Source organism: Sphingobium chungbukense (genome assembly GCF_001005725.1).
Taxonomy (GTDB): domain Bacteria; phylum Pseudomonadota; class Alphaproteobacteria; order Sphingomonadales; family Sphingomonadaceae; genus Sphingobium; species Sphingobium chungbukense.
Genome location: NZ_LBIC01000007.1, coordinates 268,963 through 285,611, shown reverse-complemented (window position 1 = coordinate 285,611; position 16,649 = coordinate 268,963). Strand labels below are relative to the sequence as shown.

Genomic DNA, 16,649 nt, shown 5'->3' with positions numbered 1-16,649 from the left:
TCTAAAGGGACGGCTGATCCCTCTTGGAGCCTCCCCATGCTGCCCCCTGAAACGCCCATCCTCCTGCTCACCACCGGCGGGACCATCGACAAGATCTATTTCGACGCGCTGTCGGACTATCAGGTCGGTGAGACGGTGATGGCGAAGCTGCTGGACATCGCCCGGGTCAAGCGGCCTTTCCGCATCGAGGAAGTCGTGCGCAAGGACAGTCTGGAACTGGACGATGCCGACCGGGCGCTGATCCGCGACCGTGTGATCGCCGCGCCGGAAAGCCATGTCATCATCACCCATGGCACCGACACGATGACGGAAACGGCAAAGCTGCTCGCCACCATAGCGGGCAAGAGGATCGTGCTGGTCGGGGCCCTGGCCCCTGCGCGCTTTGGCGAGAGCGACGCCAGCTTCAACCTCGGCATGGCCTTCGCCACGGTCCAGCTGGCGGAACCGGGGGTCTATATCACAATGAGCGGCTCGGTCTTTCGGGCCGACAAGGTGGTGAAGGACAGGGCGAAGGGGGCGTTCGTTCCGGTGGAGGAGTGATTATTTCCGCTGGAGCGCGCGAGCAGGAGGCTTAGCCGACTTTCTTGAACAGCCAGCCGATGGTGGAGCCGCCGGGCAGGGCTTCGGTGGTGACGGCCAGTTGGCGCGTGCCGTGGGGGCGGCCTTCGGCGTCCACCCACAGGCTTTCCTCGATGGCGAGCTTCCCCGTGTTGGCGCGAAATTGCCAGGTCGCGCCCGTGTCGATGCGCAGCAGCGCGCCCATGCCGTCCGCCGTCGGCGTCGGTTCGACCCCGGGGGCGAGGTGGAAGCGGAGCTGAACCGGGAGCTTGACCGGCTTTCGGCGGCGTGCGGCGGGGGTCAGCATGTCCTCCCCCCGGATTTCCTTGCCGTCGCTGCTCATCAGCAGCAGGCGGCGGTGGACATAGCCCATGCGGCGGACATAGCCGTCATGGCTCAAATCGAGGCGGCTGCCGCTTTCGCTTTCCTGCCGGTCGATCTCGACTTCGGTCACGCCCTTGCCCAGCGTGCCGTCGGGCAGCAGCGCGGTGGAATTGCTGTCGTCGAGTACCAGTGTGCTGTGCGCGGCGGTGGTGCGCAGGCCCTGCGCCAGGTCGCGGTTAATCCAGGCGCCTTCCAGCGCGGCGCCGCCGCAATTGATGACGAGCCGTTGCGGGCCGTCGCTGATCTCGATCGCGCCGGTCGATGCGCAGCCCGCATCGGCCAGTTGGGCGACCGGCGGCGGAGCGGCGTCGATTTGGACCACCGTGCCGCTGGCCGCAAGCCGCTGATAGCCCCAGCCATTGGCCTGCCGTAGCGGGCGGGCGCGCACCCGGCTGGCGCGGATCACGGCTTCGATGGTCGCGGGATCGATCGCACCCGCGCCCTGCCAGTTGCCAAGGCCGCCGTCGCCATGGACGAGGCCCAGCAGCGCGGGAACCGCCTTGCCGAGCGCGTCCTTGAGGAAAGGCGGCACCTGTTCACGACGCACTTCGTAGACCGCAGCGATCATGGTCAGCAGCATGATCGTGTCCAACTGGTCCAGCGGCGAGCGGGAGATGATGCCGCCATCGGCATGGAGGCCGCCGTCGAGCGCGCGTTTCAGGCCCGCTTCGCCGAACAGCTTGCGCGCCGCGCCACCGGGCAGCAGCATGGAGGCCGCGACGATGCCGCCCCAGGCGACAAGCCGGGGCAGGCCGATATGCGCCTTGTCCGCGCCGCGATCGAGATGGCGGGCGGTGCGCGCGATGCAGTTCAGCACCAGCGATCGGTAGACGAGATCGCTGGACGACAGGATCAGCGGCGCGTGGGCCGACCAGAAGAGCAGTCGCCAGCCGGCATTGTCGGCGCGCCAGGCGGGTTCGCTGGGTGTGTCGGCATGGGCGTCGAGCCATTTGCGCATCACTCCTTCGGCCAGCGGGGCGGCCTGTTCGCGGGTGGCGACGGTGGCAAGGTCGCGCAGCCAGTGGAAGCCGTGCAGATAGTCGGTGAAGGCGGGGGTCAGGCCGAGATTGGCGAAATCCAGCTTGCCGAGCGGTTGCTTCAGTCCGCGGAACAGGAAATAACCGGCACGGATCGCCTGGCCCGCATGGGCATTGCCGGGAATTTCATCGTCGGGGACGGCAAGCAGCTTGAGCGGATATTTGCCCTTGAGGCGGCGGCCGTGGATCGGCGTTTTCCAGCTCAGCAGGTAGAAGCGATTGGCGATGCGCTGGGCCAGCGAAAGCCCCTTGTCATCCGCGACGCGGATGAGCCGCTTGCCCTGTTCGATCCCGTCATCCGGCTGGTCGGCCTCGTTCCCGAAAGAATCGGGCGGGACGGATTGGGGGGAAAGGCGGCGACGCTCGCTCACCCGCCGCGCAGCGTCCGGATATTGTCGGCATAGGCGGACGGGCCGCCGCGGAAGGTCGCGGTGCCCGCCACCAGCACGTCCGCGCCCGCCTCGATCGCGAGCGGTGCGGTCTTGAAATCGATGCCGCCGTCGACTTGCAAGCGAATGTCACGGCCCGACTTGTCGATCATCTTCCGGATCGCCTCGATCTTGCGGAGCTGGTTGGTGATGAAGCTCTGGCCGCCGAAACCGGGGTTGACGCTCATCACCAGGATCAGGTCGACGTCGTCGATGAGGTAATCCAGCATCTTCGCCGGAGTGCCGGGGTTCAGCACCACGCCTGCCTGCACGTTCAGCGACTTGATATGCTGGATGGAGCGGTGGATATGGGGACCGGCCTCCGGATGGACGGTGATGATGTCGGCGCCCGCCTCCGCAAAGGCATTCAGATAGAGGTCCACCGGGGAGATCATCAAGTGGACGTCGAACGGTTTCTTCGTGTGGGGGCGCAGTGCCTTCACCACGCCGGGGCCGATGGTGATGTTGGGCACGAAATGGCCGTCCATCACGTCGATGTGGATCCAGTCGGCGCCCGCTTCGTCGATGGCGCGGACCTCCTCGCCCAAGCGGGCGAAATCGGCGGACAGGATGGAGGGCGAGATAAGGATCGGGCTGGTCATTTGACCTTCGGCCTTAGCCTTGGCCGTGGTTAAGGGCAACGCCCGATTCTCGCTATCCACAGGCTTTTGGCCACAAGCCTTGGCGGTTGTGGAAAACTGTTTCAGGACAGGATGAACAGTGTGGGATCGAGTCCCTTGGAAGGCCCCGCACCCCTGGGCAGGAACTGCTTGACGCCATGCAGCGCAATGACCTGATTTTCCTCCATTATAGGGGCGGCGATCAGGCGCATGGTGCATTCGCCGCCCTCCGCGGGGCGGATATCGACGTCCAGCGTGAAGCCGCGCCGATGGCGGATGGCATAGGCCCGTAACTGCTCCATCGCGGCACAACTGTCAGGCGCATAGAGCGAGACGGCGAGGGGACGGGGCACGACCATGCCCCGCTCCAGCCCGAAAATATCGTAAACGCCGTCGGTCCAGCTGAGGGTGTCGTCGGCCAGATTGCAGTGCCACAGGCCCAGGCCCCGTTCCGCCAGCGCTTCATCGTCGCGGGCCAGCCGATCGTCCAGCATGACCGGCGCCAGATGCTCGCGCAGCGCGTAGAGCGGCCAGCTATGGTTCAGGGGCAAGGGCTCGGTCGGGCGCAAAGCGGGTCTTTCCTAGAGCAGCTCGGATGATGAAGAACGGCCGGATCGCAGCATAAGACGCGGTGGTTAAGCCTTAGTGGATCGCCTGAGCCGCGCAACGAAAAAGCCGTCCGTGCCGCCCTGTTCCTTCAGCGTATCGGGCAAGGTGCGCACCCAGCCCTGCGCCGTCGGCGCAATCCCTTCGGGCAATTCCGCGGGGTCGGCCGGATGGGGCGTGAAATCGGTGTGGCTGCTCAGAAACTGCGCGATCTGTTCCTCGCCCTCGGCGCGTTCGAGCGAGCAGGTGGCGTAGATCAGAACGCCGCCCGGTTTCAGCCACTGGACGGCGCGGGCGAGGAGTTCGGCCTGGAGTTCGGCCAGCTCCGCGATCTGGCGCGGGCCGATGCGGTGGAGCACGTCGGGATGGCGGCGGTAGATGCCGGTGGCGGTGCAGGGGGCGTCGAGCAGGATGGCGTCGGCCGGGGCCTCCGGCGTCCAGGTGCGCAGGTCGGCCTGCACGACCTCGGCGGAGAGCCCCGTGCGGGCGAGGTTCTCGCTCAGCCGTTCAAGGCGTTTTTTCGATTGGTCGACGGCGGTGACGTGCCAGTCCGAAGCGGCCAGCTGCATCGTCTTGCCGCCGGGGGCGGCGCAGAGGTCAAGAACGGTGCGGCCTTCGCCCTGGCCCAGCAGGCGTGCGGGCACCGAGGCGGCAAGATCCTGCACCCACCAGGCGCCTTCCGCAAAGCCGGGCAGGTCGGGGATGGCGGCGCCTTCGGGCAGGCGAACATGGCCGGGCGCGAAGCTGCGGCCGTTCAGCGCTTCGGTCCAGCGGGTAGTTTCGCCGGCATCGCGCAGGGTGACGTCGACGGGCGGACGCAGGGCATAGGCCGTAGCGGCGGCCTGCGTCATGGCCTCCCCCCATTGACCGGCCCAGCGGGCCGCGACTTCGGGCGGCAGGGCCGGGGGGGAAGGGAGTATTGGATCGGCTCGGGTCAGGGTGCCGAACACGCCATGGACCAGCTTGCGCGGGCCGCCGTCGACCAGCGGCAGGGCGGTGGCGATGGCGGCATGGGGGGCCGTGCCGAGCGCGAGGACCTGGATGAGGGCGATGCGCAGCACCATGCGCGCCTTGGCATCATGGGGCAGCGGCTGGCGGGTGGCGCCGTCGATCAGCGCGTCGAGATCGGGCAGGTGACGGAGTGTTTCGGCGGCGATGGCGTGGACCAGGGCGCGGTCGGCCGGGGGCAGGCCCTGGGCGGCGCCGTGCAGCGCGAGTTCCAGCGGATCGCCCCGGCGCAGTACGGCATCGAGCAGGCGCAGGGCCGCGCGGCGGGCAGGGAGGCCGGGGGCGTCTTCGGGGCGGGATGGGCGAGGCATGGGCGGCGATTAGGGCAAAACGGGATGGAAGGTAAGGTTTGTTTGCAAAGGCTGTTGCCATGAGCGGACGTCAGCGACATCCGCCCTCCCGGCGAAAGCTGGGATTCCGTGACGACAGGTCGCGTCCTCTCGCCCGAAATCCCGGCTTTCGCTGGAATGACAGGCCAGAGGCACGCTAATCGCGGCGGAGGGGATTGAGGGCGCTCGACTTGCGCGGCGCCGGCTTTGCGGGACTAAGGGCCGAGGCACGCCGTTCGATTGGTGCAATCACCGGAGCCCCCATATCCTGCGCCAGTTCCTCCAGCGCGGCGATGCGTTTTTCGGTGGCCGGATGGGTGGAGAAGAGTTCGCTCACATGCACCGGCACGATATAGAGCTGCGCGGCAGCGGGATTGCGTTCCGCTACCGGGTTGGGGATCATTTCCGCCCGGCCGGAAATCTTGGCGAGCGCAGAGGCGAGCGCGCGGGGGTTGCCGCTGATCTCGGCGCCGGCCGCGTCAGCGCCATATTCGCGGGTGCGGCTGATCGCCATCTGCACGATCATCGCGGCGAAGGGGGCGACGATCACCGCCAGCAGGGTCGCGACCATGTTGCTGTTGCCATTTTCGTTGTGACCGCCGCGGAAGAACAGGCCGAAATTGGCGAGCATCGAGATCGCGCCCGCAATGGTCGCGACCATTGTCATGATCAGCGTGTCGCGATTGCGCACATGGCCCAGTTCATGTGCCATGACCCCGGCCACCTCATCCCGGCTCAGCATGGAGAGCAGCCCGGTGGTGGCGGCGACGGCGGCATGTCGCGGGTCGCGCCCGGTGGCGAAGGCGTTGGGATGCGGCTCGTCGATCAGATAGACGCGGGGCATGGGGAGCTTGGCGCGCTGGGCCAGTTCCGCGACGAGGCCATAATATTCCGGCGCGCTCGTCGCGTCGACTTCCCGCGCATGGTGCATGGACAGCACGATCCTGTCGGCGTTCCAGAAGGTGAAGAGGTTCATGCCGGCCGCCACCAGCAGCGCGATCACGGCGCCGCCGCTGCCACCCAGCGTATAGCCCAATGCCATGAACAGCGCGGTCAGCGCCGACAACAGCATCACGGTCCGAACACCACTCACTTGCGTAAACCTCCTTTGCGGCCCAGATAGCGGGTCGCCCATGAATATGGGGTGATGATGACGTCCCCGCAATCGAAAGGATGGATCGATGGGAACCTTCAACGGCAAGCGCCCCGCGCATGTGAAGCCGCCCGCGCATCTTTCGAAGAGTCCCCCGGTGCCGCAGCCCGACCCGCTCGACCGGCCTTCCCCTCATGACGAGGAATTGAGCCCGGTTCGCTATGGCGACTGGGAACGCAAGGGAATCGCTATCGATTTTTGATAGCCGCGCCCCGATCGGGTGAAAGACGGTTAACGGTTCATCGCTGTTTGGGCACAGTTGGCGATGGCCTGTGCCGCTGGTGCGAGCGGCAAGGCTCCGCCCCCCTAGCCTTTCGCGTTGCAAAACGGGCAGGTTTGACCCGAGCGGAAAAGCAAGAACATATCGGGGCGTGGGTTAAGTGAACGTGGTTGCTGAGATCAATATAAGGTCGATGTCGGATTATGCGCCGGAGGATGCGGCGCTTCTGTGCGGTGTGGGGCGTCTGGTCTGTGCCTGGACGATGCTGGAGCAGAGCCTGGAGGCGAAGATCGCGATGATGCGGGAAGCCATGGGAGATGTGCGGACCGTAGGTGCCCGGACCCGGCCGGGCATGACGAAGCTGATGACCGAACTGCGAACCATGGTGTCGATGCGGGACCGGCGCAATGCCGGCGCATTGACGGAAATATCGGATATCGAGCGCGACATGCAGAGGATCGACCGGTTCCGGTCGCTTATCATCGGCGGCTTTCAGCAGCCCGCGCCCGGCGGCTTCACATGCCGCGATGCGCGGAACAACCAGACGCATGTTTCGCTTGAACAACTCGATGTGGAGATCGGCTCCCTCGAAAGGGTGGCGCAGCGTCTGCTGGCCGTCTGAAACGGGGTAAGCCATCTTCCACGCTTGATCTTTATCGCGCGGAGGCCGAAGCCTGTCCGCGCGACCAGCGAGAATGGAGACTTGATGTCCTACAAACCGATTCGCAAAGCCGTTTTCCCTGTCGCGGGGCTCGGCACGCGCTTCCTTCCGGCGACCAAGTCGGTGCCCAAGGAATTGCTGCCGGTCGTCGACCGTCCGCTGATCCAATATGCGGTGGACGAGGCGCGGGAAGCGGGGATCGAGCAGATGATCTTCGTCACCGGCCGCGGCAAGGGCGCGATCGAGGATTATTTCGACATGGCGTTCGAGGCCGAGGCCACCCAGCGCGAGCGGGGCAAGGATCTTTCGGCGTTGGACGGCACGCGGCTGCTGCCCGGCAATGCGGTGTTCCTGCGTCAGCAGGAGCCGCTGGGCCTGGGCCATGCCATCTGGTGCGCGCGCGATATTGTGGGCGATGAACCCTTCGCCATCCTGCTGCCCGACGAATTCATGAAGGGTGCGCCGGGGCGGGGATGCCTCAAGCAGATGGTCGAGGCTTATGACAGGGTCGGCGGCAATCTGGTCTGCGCCCTCGAAGTGCCGATGGCCGAGACGCCGAGCTATGGCGTGATCGATCCCGGCAAGCGCGACGGAGCGTTGACCGAGGTCAAGGGGCTGGTGGAAAAGCCCGCTCCAGGGACGGCGCCGTCCAACCTGATCCTGCCGGGCCGCTACATCCTCCAGCCGGAGGTCATGAAGATATTGGAAACGCAGGAAAAGGGCGCGGGCGGGGAGATCCAGCTGACCGACGCCATGGCGTCGATGATCGGCACCCAGCCCTTTCATGGCGTGACCTTCGACGGACGGCGTTTCGATTGCGGCTCCAAGGCGGGCTATATCGAGGCCAATCTGGCGCTGGCGCTGGATCGCGAGGATATGGGCGAACATATCCGCCAGTTCGCCCTGGCGGAGCTCGGCGTCAGCGGGATTGCCGCCGCGGCCTGAACTGGCGGCGGCGCCGATTGACGGCCTTCTGGGCGCGGAGGACGGTTCGATCGTTCACCGTTCCTGTTTGCCGGGTTCATGGGCCGCCTTGGCGACCTCCAAGGCCTTATCTCGACATGGCGCGGCGACTTGCCAGGCCCATCATGGCAAAGCCGATGATGGAGGCGACGACATTCGCCGCCGCCGCGCCGATGGTGCCGTAGAGCGGCAGCAGCGCCGCCTGCATCCCCAGCAGCATCGCGGTCGACACCAACGTGATGCGCAGTGACAGGGTGGCCCGGTCGGTCGCCATCAGCAGCGGGCGATAGCTCACGCCGATCAGATCGATGCAAGCCGAAATTCCCAGCAGCACCAGCAGCGGATAGCCCGGCAGAAACGCCTTTCCGGCGATCAGCCCCAGCAAGGGATGGCCGATGGTCAGGATCAGGACGATGATCACCGCGCCCGCGATCAGAGCGAGCCGGTTGGTACGGCGGAACAGCATCCCCAGTGCCTCATGGCCGTGGCTGCCATGCGTGCGGCTCAGTTCGACGAAGATGCTGCGCGAAAGCAGACTGGAAATCTTGGTCAATGAGTTGGCGAGCTGGTTGGCGAGGCGGTACAGGCCCGCGCCCGCCGGTCCGACGAACAGGCCCACCACCAGGACGGCTACCTGCTGCCCCACGGACGACAGGGTGGTCTGCAAATTGGTCGCGGTCAGGAAACCGACGATGCCCGGATTTTCCGTCCGCGCGTCCATGGCCTTGCCGGCCCGCCAGCCTCCCAAGCTATCGCCGCCGACCCGGATGGCCAGCCACCAATAGCTCACCGCGCACAGCAGTTCGGCCACGCTCCAGGCGATCAGGAAACCAGTGACATTGGGCATCAGCACCCAGGCGAGCAATGCGCCGATCATGCGGCCGACCGGGATCATCGTCTCGGCAAAGGCGCCTGAATCGAATCTGTCGAACAGCCGCAGCACGCCGGTCGGGCTGGAGCGGATGGTGATCATCATCACCATGCAGAATATCCACGCCTGCCATCCCATGCCGGCCGACAAGTCCATCAGCGATCCGAAGGCGAGGATGATGAAGGCCGCGATCAGTCCGCCCGCCACGGCGGAGCCCAGGTCGATCAGGATGCAGAAGCGCAGCACCCGATTGAGCGCATCGCCATTGCCCGATGCCAGGTGCGGCTGGCCATAGCGCACCACGATCTGCCAGCTGTCGAAGCTCACCAGTGTCTTGATGACGTTGGCGGCGCTCAGCACCAGCGCGAACCGGCCGAAATCCGCGACGCCCAGGGTCCGCGTCACGATGGCGAGGTAGGCGAGGCTCAGCACCGCGCCCACGCCCTTGCCGCCTAGCAGCCATCCGGTATTCGCCAGAATACGAGCGAAGCCTTCCTGAGCGCCACCCGATCCGCGCTTGCTGTCCACTGACGTTCCGGCCTTTCCCTGGCGCCGACCGACCGGCGAGCGCCTATCTAGGATCGGTCAGGGGGCGATGCAACACACGCTGTCCCTCCCGCTTCATTTGCTCTAAGGCGGCACCCCATGACCATTTCGAAAGCCATCATCCTTTCCGCAGGCCAGGGGGCGCGCCTTCTTCCGCTCACCCGCGACGTGCCCAAATGCATGATCGACTTCAACGGCCGCAGCCTCATCAGCTGGCAGGTCGCGGCGCTGGTGGCCAATGGCGTGACCGACATCGTCGTCGTCACCGGTTTCCGGACCGAACGGGTGGAGGATCATGCGCTGCAACTTTACCGCGAGACCGGCGCGCGCATCCGGACCGTGTTCAATCCCTTTTTCCAGGTGGCGGACAATCTGGGAACCTGCTGGATCGTCCGGGAGGAGATGGACCGCGACTTCATCATCCTGAACGGCGACACGATCGTTTCGGACGAGATCGTGGGCAAGCTGATTGCCGGGGCGCAGGATGCGATCACGGTGACGGTCGACATCAAGCCGGGCGACTATGACGATGACGACATGAAGGTGAACCGGGACGGGACGGGGCGTCTGCTGGACATCGGCAAAAGGCTGCTGCCGCACGATACCAACGCCGAATCCATCGGCATGCTGGCGTTCCGGGGCGAGGGGCCGGCGATCTTCCGCAACCAGATCGACCAGATGATGCGCACCCCAGAGGGCGTCGAGCGCTGGTATCTGCGCGCCATCGACATCATCGCCAAGGGGAACCGCGTCGGCACCGTGTCGATCGAAGGGCTGGACTGGCAGGAAGTCGACTTCCCCCAGGATGTGGAGGCGGCGAAGACGCTCACCGCCCGTTGGCTGGCCGAGGGCCGCTACGCGAAATAGGGTTTCAGCCAGCCGGTCAGTGCGGCGATCTGCTCAGGGTCGAGCTTCACCGCGCTGCCAAGGTCGGGCTGGCCGGGCCAACCGGCGTCCGCAATCTCCAGGCCCGCATGGTCGCGGCTGCCCTCATAACGGGGCAGCACATGGAAATGGACATGCGGGTCCACCATCATCAGCATGAGATAGTTGATCCTGGCATAGCCCACCGCTTGGCCGAGCGCCTTTTCGATCGCCCTGGTCACGGTTGCCAGTTCGGCATGGGCCTCCGCAGGCAGGTCGCCAAAGGCGGTGGCGTCCGATTTTGCGGCCAGAACCAGGGATCCCAGCGTCGGCTGGGCAGGGCGCAGCAACGCCACCCAATGCGCGAACTCAGCGATCAGAGTCGCGGGAAATCCGAATTTCTCGATGGTCGCGTTCATGCCACTGCCTCCATCCAGCTGACGATGGGCCGTCCCGAGCGCTGCACGCCATAGGCCTGCATCAGCCGCACGGCATGCACGACGAGCGAGATCACCGTCCACCAGGCCAGCGCGATCAGGCCCATGTCGGGGCGTCCGGCCAGGAGCGCCACGAACAGGATCACCATGTTTGGATTGCGCCGCGCGGTGATCAGGCGGAACCAGCTGTCGAACCGGCCCCACACATGGATGTCCATGCCGAAATCCTTGATGAACATCCCTTCGATCACCCGCTGGAGCACATAGCCGATGATCACCGCGGCCATCACGAGGGCGAAGGTCTCTGTCGAGAGCGCCTGTCCCCAGGCCGAAAGCCCCACGCCCCAGAAATACCACCAGAAGGGCGGATGGATGAGGTCGACGCCATGGTCCGCCACATTGCCCCATTTGGAAGAGGTGATGGTGCAGCGGGCCAGCTTCCCATCCACCGTATCGAGTATCATGAAGATGAACCCGGCGAGCATGCCCGTCCAATAGAGACCCTGCGCGAAGAACCAGGTCGCCACCACGCAAAGGGTCGCGCCGATCGCCGTCACCATATTGGGCGTCATGCCGATGGACGCCGCCAGCCGCGTCAGCCACAGAGCGAGCTCGGGCCAGAGATATTTGGTCAGCAGATCGGTGACGCCCTTATAGGCGCCGAAATAGCTTTGCCGCTCGATGCCGCGGCGGGTGGCCGGGGTCAGTTGCTTGACGAAGGGTTGTTCCAGCTTGCGCAACTGCCGGTTGTAGAGCTTTCGCCCGTCAGAGAGGTCGATCACTTGCGCCGCGTTCAGCGGATCGCTGCCCGCCGTCACCTGCCCGACGATCGGCGTGCTGCCCCAGGCGAAGACCGTTCCGGGTTCCTCCAGCACCAGCCGCAGCAACATCGGATCGAAGGCGTAGGCCAAGTTGAACAGCAGTTCATGACCGTCCGCCAGCGCGTTGCCATTCTTCGCCGCACTCTCGGCCATGCGGCGGCAGCGCTCGGCATTGGACATGCCCCAGATGCGGGTCGCATTGTCGCCCAACAGCCGCACCGGTCCCAGTGCGGTCGTGATCGTCTGCGTCATGCGGCGGCGGTCCTTTCGGATTTCCGGGCAAAATCGAGAATGAGGTCGGCCTGCCGTTCGGAGGCGGGCGTAGGCGATCGGTCGATGGAGTCGGACATGGCCGCTTCCTGAGCATCAACGAACCCGGCTTGCAAGTCCGCAGCGCGATCCAGTGCCTGTGGCAAGGCGGCCATATCCTCGATCACCTGCCCCAGGCGCCAATGGGAGAAGGCGTCGTTGCCGCGCCAGTCGCGCCGGTCCAGATTGAGGAAGATGCAGGGACGGGGACGGAGCAGATATTCGTAGATCTGGCTCGATACGTCACCCAGATAGACGTCCGCGCTCATCGTATAGCTCATGTCGATCGAATGCCGGCTACCCATGTCCACACGGATATGAGGCGCGTTCGTACAGATCGGCGCGGTGCGGCCGGCGAGCTTGGTATGGGGGGCGATGATGACGTTCCAGCCCTTCAGCGCTTCCAGCGCCCCCAGCACCTGCGGTCCATGGCGGGGCCATGACGACAATGCGGCATCGAAATGCGGATTATAGAGCAGGACCGGCCGGTCATTGTCGAAAAAACGTTGCGGCGCGGCCTTCAACTCGAACTTCGCATAGCCGCCGACCGCACAATCGTCCGTCGTGCACAGCCCACGGTCGATCAGCCGCCGCCGATCCTTCTCGCCCGCGACGAGCGTCAGGTCGAAGGCGGAATGGCGCGCCTTGTAGCCGCCCTCCCGATCGCCCGCGCCATGTTTGATCTGTATCATTCGCCCGGAAAAGCCGGGCACGCTGCGCAGCCAGCCGCTGGAGATTTCCGTCGTCACCAGCACGGGAAAGCGGCGGATCGTCGCATAGTTCAGCATCAGCGTCAGGAAACGCGAGGGCTGGCGGAACAGCGAGTCGGGCTGTGAGGGCGGCCTGCGCAGCCGGACGAGGTTCATGTCGCCTTCGGGATCATAGCTGGCGACGAGGTCGAGGATCAGGGGGGAGGGCGACAGGACATGGACCCTCACCCCCGCGCGGCGGGACAGGGCGAGGGCGGCTGGCAGCCAATGATAGGCTTGATGGGCTTCGGCGATGGCCAGAAAGGCGATGTCGGTCGGCAACGGGGGCTCCCCAGTGTATGTCCCGCCGTAGCGATCCCGCCCGCTACAAATCAAGCAACCCTTATTTGTTCTGCTCTCTGTGCTGGACCTTTGCAGATTTTTTGTTATGCGCAACGCCGAACAGTTGAGACATATCCGAAGAGGCTTGACGAGCAATGGCCGAATTTGCGTTGCCCAAGAACAGCAAGATCAGCGCCAAGGGCGTAACCCACAAGGCGCCTGACGGGGCCACGAACGTCAAGAGCTTCAAGGTCTATCGCTACGACCCCGACTCCGGTCAGAACCCGCGCTATGACACGTTCGAGATCGATCTCGACAATTGCGGTCCGATGGTCCTGGACGCGCTGCTGAAGATCAAGAATGAATATGATCCGACGCTGACCTTCCGCCGTTCCTGCCGCGAGGGTATTTGCGGTTCCTGTTCGATGAACATGAACGGCCGCAATGGCCTGGCCTGCACCACCTCGATCGAGGAATGCTCGGGCAAGGAAGTGCGTGTCACGCCGCTGCCGCACATGGACGTGATCAAGGACCTCGTGCCCGACTTCACGCATTTCTATGCGCAGTACAATTCGATCAAGCCCTGGCTGCAAACCGTCAGCCCCGCGCCCAGCGGCAAGGAACGGCTCCAGTCGCCCGCCGACCGCGAGAAGCTGGACGGCCTCTATGAGTGCATCCTGTGCGCCTGCTGTTCGACTTCCTGCCCCAGCTACTGGTGGAACAGCGACAAGTTCCTGGGTCCGGCGATCCTGCTCCAGGCCTATCGCTGGCTGGCCGACAGCCGCGACGAATATACCGGCGAGCGCCTGGACGAGCTGGAAGATCCCTTCCGCCTCTATCGCTGCCACACCATCATGAACTGCGCGAATGTCTGCCCCAAGGGCCTCAGCCCCGCCAAGGCGATCGCGGAAACCAAGAAGATGATGGTCGAACGGCAGCTCTGATCGAGGTGGGAGACCGGGTTGGTCCTCTAAGCCGCGTGCCGGATGGCCCGTGGATGGACTGGATGTCCTGGGCCGATCCAGTGCCCGGCACCTTTCTCGACTCGGCCATAGGCATCAGCTATTCGCGTGGCGATGCCGAATGTCAGGCGACGGTCATGCTGGAAACGCGACCGTCGCATGCCAATCGCCTTGGTGCGCTGCATGGCGGTTTTCTGGCCGCCTTCGCCGATCATGCGCTGTTCGCGGGACTGGCCGCGATGGGACGGCCGGAACAGGCGGCGGCCGTGACCGTTGATCTGACCATGCAATATTGTGGTTCAGGCAAGGTGGGTCCGCATCTGCGCGCGGAGGTCGAATTGCTGCGCGAGACGGGACGGATGATGTTTTTGCGGCTGACGCTCCATCAGGACGAGGAACTGATCGCGGCGTCCACCGCAACCGTGCGCAAGGCTCCTGTCGCAACGTGACCGGCGTGATCGCCCGATATGACGCGCTTGTCGCGGCCGGCGAATTGCGGGCCGATCCCGATCAGCGGGCGGCAGCCGGACGGCTGGATCATCTGCAAAGGGAATTGGAAGCGGCGCCGCCGCGCGGGTCGACCCTGTGGAAGCTGCTCCGCAAGGCGCCTGAGCCGCCACGAGGCCTTTATATGTGGGGCGGCGTCGGGCGCGGCAAATCGATGCTGATGGACCTGTTCTTCGACACGGTGCATGTCCAGCGCAAGAAGCGCGCGCATTTCCACGAATTCATGCTGGACGTGCATGCCCGCCTGGCCGAGGCGCGTAAATCCGAGACCGGCGATCCGATCCCACCGGTGGTCGAGTCGCTGGCTGAAGAGGCGCGGCTGCTCTGTTTCGACGAGATGGTCGTCAATAATATGGCCGACGCCGCGATCATGTCGCGACTGTTCACGGGGCTGCTGGAAAAGCGGGTGACGATCGTCACCACCTCCAATCGCGAACCGGACGAACTCTACAAGAACGGGCTCAATCGCCAGCTTTTCCTGCCTTTCATCGACCTGATCAAGGCGAAGCTGGATGTCATGACGCTGAACGGGCCGACCGATTACCGGCTTGATCGGCTGGGTGATGCGCAGCTTTGGCACGCGCCCAATGGACCGGAGGCGACCAGGGCCTTGTCCGAAGCCTTTTTCCGCCTGACCGACTATCCGGTGGAGGATCGCGCCAGGGTTCCGGCCGAAGACATCAAGGTACAGGGCGGCCGGACGCTGCATGTGCCCAAGAGCCTGAAGGGCGTGGCCGTCTTCTCCTTCAAGCGCCTCTGCGCCGAAGCGCGCGGCGCGCCGGATTATCTGGCGATCGCTCGTAAATATCACACGGTCATCCTTGTCGGCATCCCGGTGCTGGGGCCGGAAAAGCGCAATGAAGCGGCGCGCTTCGTGACGCTGATCGACGCGCTCTACGAATATAAGGTGAAACTGCTCGCCTCCGCCGATGCTGAGCCGGCGGTCCTCTATCCGGAAGGGGACGGCGCCTTCGAGTTCGAGAGGACCGTGTCGCGCCTCATGGAAATGCAGTCGGACGATTATCTGGCCCTGGGCCACGGTGAGAAATAGCCTCGACGAGAGATAATCTCGCCCTGTCGGTCATCCGTTCATCCCGTAACAATCCGCTATTAGGCAAAAAGGGCCCGCACGCCTCCCTCAACGGGAAGCGTGCGGCAGTGGCCGCTGCGGGGAAGGGCCGTGCGCCAGGGTAGGAGCGCTTGGGCAACAGAGGCAAAATCGCCTTTAATGAAATTGCGAATGAATTGCAAAGATAATTTGTCGCTAAGGCTTCTGCGCGGTTGAAACCTAGGCCAGATAGGCCTAAGCGCTCCCTTGTTTGAGGATTTCTTGGCAATTCCGGTTTTCCACGGCTTGGAGGATTACATATGGCCCGTAAGAAGATCGCGCTTATCGGCGCTGGCAATATCGGTGGCACCCTCGCGCATCTTGCGGCTCTCAAGGGGCTGGGCGACATTGTCCTGTTCGACGTCGTCGAAGGCGTGCCGCAGGGCAAGGCGCTGGACCTGTCGCAGTGCGCTTCGGTCGAGGGCTTCGATGCCAAGATCACCGGATCGAACGACTATGCCGATATCGCAGGCGCCGATGTGATCATCGTCACCGCCGGTGTCGCCCGCAAGCCGGGCATGAGCCGCGACGATCTGCTGGGCATCAACCTCAAGGTCATGAAGGCCGTGGGCGAGGGGATCGCCGCCAATGCGCCGAACGCCTTCGTCATCTGCATCACCAACCCCCTGGATGCCATGGTGTGGGCGCTGCGCGAATTTTCCGGCCTGCCGCACAACAAGGTCGTCGGCATGGCGGGCGTGCTCGACTCGTCGCGCTTCAACCATTTCCTGGCGGAAGAATTCAACGTGTCGGCCAAGGACGTCACCAGCTTCGTGCTCGGTGGCCATGGCGACACGATGGTCCCGGTCATCGAATATTCGACCGTCGCGGGCATCCCCGTTCCCGACCTCATCAAGCAGGGCCGCTCGACCAAGGAGCGCATCGACGCCATCGTCCAGCGCACCCGTTCGGGCGGCGGCGAGATCGTCGCGCTGCTCAAGACCGGCTCGGCCTTCTATGCGCCCGCCACCAGCGCGATCGCCATGGCTGAAGCCTATCTGGGCGACAAGAAGCGCCTGCTGCCCTGCGCCGCCAACCTGACCGGCCAGTACGGCGTCGACAATCTCTATGTCGGCGTGCCCGTGATCATCGGCAAGGACGGCGTCGAGCAGGTCATCGAGATCGCGCTGGACGACGAGGCCAAGGCGAACCTTCAGGTGTCGGTCGACGCCGTCAAGGAACTGCTGGAAGCCTGCAAGGGCATCGACCCTTCGCTCGCCTGATCC

General features: G+C 64.7%; 18 protein-coding genes. 9 read left to right on the top strand and 9 right to left on the bottom strand.

The genetic code is table 11. The features are described 5' to 3' along the window. The first annotated feature begins 36 nt into the window (after nucleotides 1–36). The gene (locus YP76_RS16300) at nucleotides 37–540 is read left to right on the top strand and encodes an asparaginase domain-containing protein (protein ID WP_046764661.1); all 504 of its coding nucleotides are present in this window, start codon (nucleotides 37–39) and stop codon (nucleotides 538–540) included. 31 nt (nucleotides 541–571) lie between these two features. Here the strand turns inward: YP76_RS16300 and YP76_RS16295 are convergent, their stop codons facing one another. From YP76_RS16295 to htpX, 5 genes are all read right to left on the bottom strand, one after another. Next, the gene (locus tag YP76_RS16295) at nucleotides 572–2,350 is read right to left on the bottom strand and encodes a heparinase II/III family protein (protein WP_046764660.1); all 1,779 of its coding nucleotides are present in this window, start codon (nucleotides 2,348–2,350) and stop codon (nucleotides 572–574) included. Continuing rightward, nucleotides 2,347–3,009: a ribulose-phosphate 3-epimerase gene (gene rpe, locus YP76_RS16290; RefSeq protein ID WP_046764659.1), complete on the bottom strand. Its 663-nt coding sequence runs from the start codon at nucleotides 3,007–3,009 to the stop codon at nucleotides 2,347–2,349. Before rpe ends, YP76_RS16295 begins: the two co-directional genes overlap by 4 nt. A gap of 101 nt (nucleotides 3,010–3,110) precedes the next feature. Then, entirely contained in the window at nucleotides 3,111–3,596 is a 486-nt protein-coding gene (locus YP76_RS16285) for a hypothetical protein (protein WP_046764658.1), read from the bottom strand. A gap of 66 nt (nucleotides 3,597–3,662) precedes the next feature. Beyond that, the gene (locus tag YP76_RS16280) at nucleotides 3,663–4,952 is read right to left on the bottom strand and encodes an RsmB/NOP family class I SAM-dependent RNA methyltransferase (protein ID WP_046764657.1); all 1,290 of its coding nucleotides are present in this window, start codon (nucleotides 4,950–4,952) and stop codon (nucleotides 3,663–3,665) included. A 175-nt stretch (nucleotides 4,953–5,127) separates the two neighbouring features. Further along, entirely contained in the window at nucleotides 5,128–6,105 is a 978-nt protein-coding gene (htpX, locus tag YP76_RS16275) for a zinc metalloprotease HtpX (RefSeq protein WP_084733214.1), read from the bottom strand. 46 nt (nucleotides 6,106–6,151) lie between these two features. On the opposite strand from htpX, the gene YP76_RS27065 reads away from it, so the two are divergent. The 3 genes from YP76_RS27065 (at nucleotide 6,152) to YP76_RS16265 (ending at nucleotide 7,949) form a co-directional block, all read left to right on the top strand. Then, entirely contained in the window at nucleotides 6,152–6,325 is a 174-nt protein-coding gene (locus tag YP76_RS27065; RefSeq protein WP_084733213.1) for a DUF1674 domain-containing protein, read from the top strand. Nucleotides 6,326–6,536: 211 nt separating this feature from the next. Continuing rightward, the gene (locus tag YP76_RS16270; protein WP_046764913.1) at nucleotides 6,537–6,965 is read left to right on the top strand and encodes a hypothetical protein; all 429 of its coding nucleotides are present in this window, start codon (nucleotides 6,537–6,539) and stop codon (nucleotides 6,963–6,965) included. Nucleotides 6,966–7,049: 84 nt separating this feature from the next. Further along, the gene (locus YP76_RS16265) at nucleotides 7,050–7,949 is read left to right on the top strand and encodes a UTP--glucose-1-phosphate uridylyltransferase (protein WP_046764655.1); all 900 of its coding nucleotides are present in this window, start codon (nucleotides 7,050–7,052) and stop codon (nucleotides 7,947–7,949) included. 106 nt (nucleotides 7,950–8,055) lie between these two features. Here YP76_RS16265 and YP76_RS16260 read toward each other — a convergent pair whose 3' ends face one another. Continuing rightward, nucleotides 8,056–9,366, bottom strand: coding sequence for a lipopolysaccharide biosynthesis protein (locus YP76_RS16260; RefSeq protein WP_046764654.1), 1,311 nt, complete (start codon nucleotides 9,364–9,366; stop codon nucleotides 8,056–8,058). Between the two features lie 117 nt (nucleotides 9,367–9,483). Here YP76_RS16260 and YP76_RS16255 point away from each other — a divergent pair, with 117 nt between their 5' ends. After that, entirely contained in the window at nucleotides 9,484–10,251 is a 768-nt protein-coding gene (locus YP76_RS16255) for a phosphocholine cytidylyltransferase family protein (protein ID WP_046764653.1), read from the top strand. Here YP76_RS16255 and YP76_RS16250 read toward each other — a convergent pair. The 3 genes from YP76_RS16250 to YP76_RS16240 are packed head-to-tail and all read right to left on the bottom strand — an operon-like array spanning nucleotide 10,239 to nucleotide 12,846. Further along, nucleotides 10,239–10,667, bottom strand: a complete 429-nt coding sequence (locus YP76_RS16250; RefSeq protein ID WP_046764652.1) for an HIT family protein — start codon at nucleotides 10,665–10,667, stop codon at nucleotides 10,239–10,241. The two genes, YP76_RS16255 and YP76_RS16250, sit on opposite strands and share 13 nt — an antisense overlap. Continuing rightward, a complete protein-coding gene (locus YP76_RS16245; RefSeq protein WP_046764651.1) occupies nucleotides 10,664–11,758 on the bottom strand; it encodes a CDP-alcohol phosphatidyltransferase family protein in 1,095 nt (364 codons plus the stop codon). The genes YP76_RS16250 and YP76_RS16245 overlap by 4 nt, the downstream gene beginning before the upstream one ends. Beyond that, nucleotides 11,755–12,846 carry a glycosyl transferase gene (locus YP76_RS16240; RefSeq protein WP_046764650.1) on the bottom strand — a complete coding sequence of 364 codons (1,092 nt, stop codon included), beginning with the start codon at nucleotides 12,844–12,846 and terminating at the stop codon, nucleotides 11,755–11,757. The genes YP76_RS16245 and YP76_RS16240 overlap by 4 nt, the downstream gene beginning before the upstream one ends. Before the next feature lie 155 nt (nucleotides 12,847–13,001). Between YP76_RS16240 and YP76_RS16235 the strand changes: the two genes are divergently transcribed. The 4 genes from YP76_RS16235 (at nucleotide 13,002) to mdh (ending at nucleotide 16,646) form a co-directional block, all read left to right on the top strand. Next, on the top strand, nucleotides 13,002–13,790 hold the full coding sequence (locus tag YP76_RS16235) for a succinate dehydrogenase iron-sulfur subunit (protein WP_046764649.1): 789 nt from the start codon (nucleotides 13,002–13,004) through the stop codon (nucleotides 13,788–13,790). A 35-nt stretch (nucleotides 13,791–13,825) separates the two neighbouring features. After that, nucleotides 13,826–14,257 (top strand): PaaI family thioesterase, encoded by a 432-nt coding sequence (locus tag YP76_RS16230; RefSeq protein ID WP_084733212.1) that lies wholly within the window; start codon nucleotides 13,826–13,828, stop codon nucleotides 14,255–14,257. Continuing rightward, entirely contained in the window at nucleotides 14,254–15,366 is a 1,113-nt protein-coding gene (zapE, locus tag YP76_RS16225; protein WP_046764647.1) for a cell division protein ZapE, read from the top strand. Before YP76_RS16230 ends, zapE begins: the two co-directional genes overlap by 4 nt. Nucleotides 15,367–15,683: 317 nt before the next feature. Continuing rightward, a complete protein-coding gene (mdh, locus tag YP76_RS16220) occupies nucleotides 15,684–16,646 on the top strand; it encodes a malate dehydrogenase (protein WP_046764646.1) in 963 nt (320 codons plus the stop codon). Nucleotides 16,647–16,649 lie beyond the last annotated feature (3 nt).

Coding starts and splice junctions, on each gene's coding strand:
- YP76_RS16280 (WP_046764657.1), bottom strand. CDS start 4,952: ATGCCTCGCCCATCCCGCCCCGAAGACGCCCCCGGCCTCCCTGCCCGC.
- YP76_RS16270 (WP_046764913.1), top strand. CDS start 6,537: ATGTCGGATTATGCGCCGGAGGATGCGGCGCTTCTGTGCGGTGTGGGG.
- YP76_RS16300 (WP_046764661.1), top strand. CDS start 37: ATGCTGCCCCCTGAAACGCCCATCCTCCTGCTCACCACCGGCGGGACC.
- mdh (WP_046764646.1), top strand. CDS start 15,684: ATGGCCCGTAAGAAGATCGCGCTTATCGGCGCTGGCAATATCGGTGGC.
- YP76_RS27065 (WP_084733213.1), top strand. CDS start 6,152: ATGGGAACCTTCAACGGCAAGCGCCCCGCGCATGTGAAGCCGCCCGCG.
- YP76_RS16255 (WP_046764653.1), top strand. CDS start 9,484: ATGACCATTTCGAAAGCCATCATCCTTTCCGCAGGCCAGGGGGCGCGC.
- YP76_RS16250 (WP_046764652.1), bottom strand. CDS start 10,667: ATGAACGCGACCATCGAGAAATTCGGATTTCCCGCGACTCTGATCGCT.
- YP76_RS16265 (WP_046764655.1), top strand. CDS start 7,050: ATGTCCTACAAACCGATTCGCAAAGCCGTTTTCCCTGTCGCGGGGCTC.
- YP76_RS16235 (WP_046764649.1), top strand. CDS start 13,002: ATGGCCGAATTTGCGTTGCCCAAGAACAGCAAGATCAGCGCCAAGGGC.
- YP76_RS16245 (WP_046764651.1), bottom strand. CDS start 11,758: ATGACGCAGACGATCACGACCGCACTGGGACCGGTGCGGCTGTTGGGC.
- htpX (WP_084733214.1), bottom strand. CDS start 6,105: ATGGGCGACCCGCTATCTGGGCCGCAAAGGAGGTTTACGCAAGTGAGT.
- rpe (WP_046764659.1), bottom strand. CDS start 3,009: ATGACCAGCCCGATCCTTATCTCGCCCTCCATCCTGTCCGCCGATTTC.